The 4,041-nt window shown below is 72.2% G+C and carries 4 protein-coding genes and 1 pseudogene; 3 read left to right on the top strand and 2 right to left on the bottom strand.

Annotated elements, in window-relative coordinates:
* Nucleotides 1-313 precede the first annotated feature (313 nt).
* The 3 genes from GA0115240_RS05740 (at nucleotide 314) to GA0115240_RS05730 (ending at nucleotide 2,715) form a co-directional block, all read left to right on the top strand.
* A complete protein-coding gene (locus tag GA0115240_RS05740) occupies nucleotides 314-1,063 on the top strand; it encodes an AzlC family ABC transporter permease (protein ID WP_093735564.1) in 750 nt (249 codons plus the stop codon).
* Nucleotides 1,060-1,383 carry an AzlD domain-containing protein gene (locus GA0115240_RS05735; RefSeq protein ID WP_093735563.1) on the top strand — a complete coding sequence of 108 codons (324 nt, stop codon included), beginning with the start codon at nucleotides 1,060-1,062 and terminating at the stop codon, nucleotides 1,381-1,383. Before GA0115240_RS05740 ends, GA0115240_RS05735 begins: the two co-directional genes overlap by 4 nt.
* Nucleotides 1,384-1,626: 243 nt before the next feature.
* Nucleotides 1,627-2,715, top strand: coding sequence for a phosphatidylinositol-specific phospholipase C domain-containing protein (locus GA0115240_RS05730; protein WP_093735562.1), 1,089 nt, complete (start codon nucleotides 1,627-1,629; stop codon nucleotides 2,713-2,715).
* A gap of 82 nt (nucleotides 2,716-2,797) precedes the next feature.
* Here GA0115240_RS05730 and GA0115240_RS05725 read toward each other — a convergent pair whose 3' ends face one another.
* Complete coding sequence (locus tag GA0115240_RS05725) at nucleotides 2,798-3,583, bottom strand: L,D-transpeptidase family protein (RefSeq protein ID WP_256069562.1); 786 nt, start codon at nucleotides 3,581-3,583, stop codon at nucleotides 2,798-2,800.
* 251 nt (nucleotides 3,584-3,834) lie between these two features.
* Nucleotides 3,835-4,041, bottom strand: a pseudogene (locus tag GA0115240_RS05720) (hypothetical protein); the annotation flags it as partial.

The raw sequence follows: 4,041 nt of genomic DNA, 5'->3' as shown, positions 1-4,041 counted from the left end.
CGCCCGGCCGGCCGCGGCCCCGCCCACCGTCCCACCGCCAGCGGTCGCCCCGACTCCCGCCCGGGCCTTGCCCGTACCGGCCGCGGGGGCGCCCGCGCCGCCCGCGGCGGGTGGTCTCCCGCTGTCCGTCATGGCCGTCCTTTCGCCGCCGGGATCCCGTTCACCGCCCGTTGAACGCCGACCGGACGCCGACGGGACGCCGACGCCGATGCCTGCCGGCGCGCGCTCGCCCCCGCGCCGCCAGTGTTCGCTGAAGAAGTCCTACCGTTCGCCTTGACGAACGGCAGGGCCGCAGCGTTCAGTATAGAAGGTGATGCGTTCGACAGGACGAACCCTGGACCGAGACCTGGCGCGGGACATCGCCCTGGTCTGCTTGGCCGACGCGCTCGTCGGTGTGTCGTTCGGCGCGATCGCGGTGGGCCTCGGGCTGCCGCTGTGGCTGCCGGTGCTGCTGTCGGTGGTGGTGTTCGCCGGCGCCTCGCAGTTCATCTTCATCGGCATCGTGGGTGCGGGCGGCAATCCGGTGGCGGCGGTCGTGGCGGGGCTGCTGGTCAACGCGCGGCATGTGCCGTTCGGTTTCACGGTCGGCGATGTGTTCGGCCGCGGCTGGCTGCGACGGCTCGTCGGCAGCCATCTGATGGTGGACGAGACGGTGGCCTTCACGCTGGCGCAGGACGAGCCACGGCGGCGCCGGATCGCGTACTGGACCTGCGGGCTCGGCCTGTTCGCCGCCTGGAATCTCGGTGTGCTGGCCGGTGCCTTCGGCGGCCGGGCGATAGGCGACACCGACGCGTTCGGACTGGACGCGGCCTTCCCCGCGGTGCTGCTCGCCCTCCTGCTGCCCTCCCTCACCGACGCGGCCATCCGCCGGGCGGCCGCGGTCGGCGTCGTCGTCGCGCTGGCGGCGACGCCCTTCCTCCCCGCCGGGCTGCCGGTTCTGCTCGCGCTGGCCGGAGTCGCCGCGAGCCTGCCCCGCCGCTCGCCCGCGGCGGCGACCGATCCCGGCAGCCCGCCCTCCCCCGAGGCGCCCGAACGCCTCCCGACCGATCGGACCACGCCATGACCTCGGCTTCCGGCCTGGTGGCGGCGACCGTGCTGCTCGGCGCCGGCACCTTTGCCTTCCGCCTGGCCGGCCCGGTGCTGCGGGCCCGCGTGGCCCTGTCGCCCCGGGTGGAACGCCTGACGAACGTCGCGGTGGTGGTCCTGCTCGCGGCCCTGGTCGCGACCTCGGCGCTCACCGAGGCGCACGGCTTCGCCGGTGTCGCCCGGGCGGCCGGTGTGGTGGTCGGCGGGGTGTGCGCCTGGCGCCGGGCCCCCTTTGTGGTGGTGGTGATCGCCGCTGCCGTCACCGCGGCGGCGCTGCGCCTGCTCGGCGTGAACTGACACCGGGCACGAACAACCGGCGTCGGAGCGACGTCACGTCCCCTTCGGGCGAACTGACGTGTCGTCAGTTTTTGTCGGGAAAGGCGAGTTCAGCCCGGTGCGGGCCGCGGAAGTTCGGCGTGAATCGGAGCTGACAGGAGGATTCCAGTTCGTGTTACGTGTCATGTCTCCGTCGATTCACGCGCGACCGTCACCGTCCTGGACGGAGAGCCACCCCCCAATGGAGGAGACGTGACCGGTCCTATGACCCGTCGTCGAGTTACCCTTCGGCCGCGCGCGGCCCTGCGTACCGCGCTGCTCGGCACCCTCACCGCCTGCCTGGCGTTCACCGTCGCCGGCCCCGGCGGCGCCGCTTCCGCCGCCGACCCCGGTTCCCTGCCGCTGTCCGGCGCCACGGTGTCCGGCCTGCACAACACCTATGACCCCGCCACCTTCCCGTACCTGGCGCAGGCGCTCGACACGGGCACCTCGATGATCGAACTGGACGTCTGGGACGACTTCATCACCTCGGAGTGGAAGGTCAGCCACTCCAACCCGTTGGGCAACAGCAACAACTGCGTCAACGCGTCCTCGGCCGCGCAGCTCTACTCCGGCGGCGCGAACAAGGACCTGGAGTCGTGCCTGGACGACGTACGGGTCTGGCTCGGCGCACACCCGGGTCACGGGCCGCTGATCATCAAGCTGGAGCTGAAGGCGGGCTTCCAGTCCAGCTTCGGGATGAGCCCCGCCAAGCTCGACAGCTCGATCAGCGCGCACCTGGGCAACCTGGTGTTCAAGCCGAACGACCTGCTGAACAAGCCGGGCGGCGGCCAGTACGCCACCTTGGACGACGCGGCCAAGGCCGGCAACTGGCCGACCCGGCAGCAACTCGCCGGCAAGGTGCTGCTCGAGGTCATCCCGGGCACGGTCGAGGAGAGCAACCCGACCGACACCCTGTGGACGGACACCGAGTACGCGACCTACCTGCGCGACCTGCACACGCAAGGCAAGACGGCGCAGGCCAACATCTTCCCGTCGGTGCACAACGCCCAGGCCGGCGACCCGCGCACGCGCTACTCGGACACCTCGCTGCGGCCCTGGTTCGTCGCCTTCGACGGTGACGCGTCGACCTACCTCAACGGCTCGATCGACACCAGCTGGTACGACACCAACCACTACCTGCTGTTCATGACCGACTCGCAGAACGTGGCACCGGCCCTGGACGATGTCAACCCGTCCCCGGCCGACGCGGCCGCCCGGGTCGCCCTGCTGGCCAAGGCGCACGCCACGGTCGCCTCGAACGACTGGAAGGGCCTGCCGAGCGTGCAGTCCCTGGTCGACCCGCGCGGCTGAGCGGAACGGGCAGCCGAACGCCGGGGGTTCGCGGCCGTCGTGGGGGGACGACGACTGCGGGCCCCCGGCGTTCGTTCGCCGGTCAGCCGGCCAGCGACCCGCGGTCGCCCATCACGATCACCGGATGGTCGGCCGGCAGCAGGGTGCGCAGCAGCTGGACCATGTGGCTTGCGGGGATGCTGACGCAGCCGTGGGTGGGGCCGCCGTGGTCCACGTGCACCCAGATGCCGCCACCGCGGCTCGCGCCGAGCGGTTGCGCGCCGTCCAGCGGGGATCGGCCCGGGACGCGGTTGTAGTCGATGGCGATCACGTAGTCGAAGGCGTCGTCCAGCGTCTCGCCGTCGAAACCGACCCCGCCCGCCTGGAAGGCGGACGAGTGGTGGTAGGGCAGCTTGGAGCCCGGGTTGGCGTCGAAGCCGCCCGCGTCGTGCAGGGTGAACACCCCGATGGGGCTGTGCAGATCGCCCGCGTGGTGCGAACGGGTCCAGCCGCGCAGCGCGTTGTGCGCCGGCCAGGTGGCGCCCGGCCGCCAGTGGCCGTCAGCGGTACGGGACCACAGCGTCACCTGGGTGTCGGAGGAGTTCTTCGCCTTCCCCGAAGCCACCAGCACCTGTCGGCTGACGGCGGGGATCTCGGCCCGCGTCTTCGGGCCGAGCCCCGGAATCGCGGCGGGCAACTGCTCGGCGGCGGCCGGTGGAGCCCCCGCGGCCGCCTTCGCCACGACGGCGGCCGTCGCGGCCGGCGCCGAGGCGGCGCCCTGATGCCGCCCGTCGTCGGCCACCGCCGTCCCGTTGTGTCTGCCGAGCACCAGATAGCCGGCGCCGAGCACCACCAGGCCGACCGCCCCCGCGGTCGTCGCCATCACCATCGGGCGCTTGCGGGAACGACGAGGCCGCCGGTGTCGGTTCCGGCCTCGGTCGTCGTCATGGCGCCCGTCGAACGTGTCAGCAGTGTCAGGGGTCATCGCGCCAATCGTCGCAAACCTTCCCCTTACTGCCACTACCCACCCCCGGATCCGCCCGTTTCGTCCAGGAGATCACCTTCGTACGGCGGTTCGGGCGGAAGCCGGGTGCCGCTCTCCCGGCGTCGTCCTCACGGAGCGGCCGGGAGCGGCGGGAGTTACGCGGTGGGGGCGGCCGAGACCCCGTAGACGCCGTCCAGCCAGTGCTTGAGGTCGGCCTCCAGGCCGGTGCCGTCCGCGGTCGGATCGAAGTCGTGGACGACGAGGCCGACCCTGGCGCCGAAGTGGTTGCGGCCGAAGAAGCGGTACATCGCGTGGTCGGTCCGCAGGCCGATGAAGTACGGGTCGCGGTAGTCCAGGACGAC

Source organism: Streptomyces sp. DvalAA-14, from assembly GCF_900091855.1.
Lineage (GTDB): Bacteria > Actinomycetota > Actinomycetes > Streptomycetales > Streptomycetaceae > Actinacidiphila.
The sequence above is the reverse complement of the archived record's forward strand: the minus strand, read 5'-3'. Positions and strand labels throughout refer to the sequence as shown.

What these genes read in the sequence shown, in the direction of transcription:
- GA0115240_RS05740 (WP_093735564.1), top strand. Translation starts at nt 314, where the DNA reads ATGCGTTCGACAGGACGAACCCTGGACCGAGACCTGGCGCGGGACATC.
- GA0115240_RS05735 (WP_093735563.1), top strand. Translation starts at nt 1,060, where the DNA reads ATGACCTCGGCTTCCGGCCTGGTGGCGGCGACCGTGCTGCTCGGCGCC.
- GA0115240_RS05730 (WP_093735562.1), top strand. Translation starts at nt 1,627, where the DNA reads ATGACCCGTCGTCGAGTTACCCTTCGGCCGCGCGCGGCCCTGCGTACC.
- GA0115240_RS05725 (WP_256069562.1), bottom strand. Translation starts at nt 3,583, where the DNA reads ATGGTGATGGCGACGACCGCGGGGGCGGTCGGCCTGGTGGTGCTCGGC.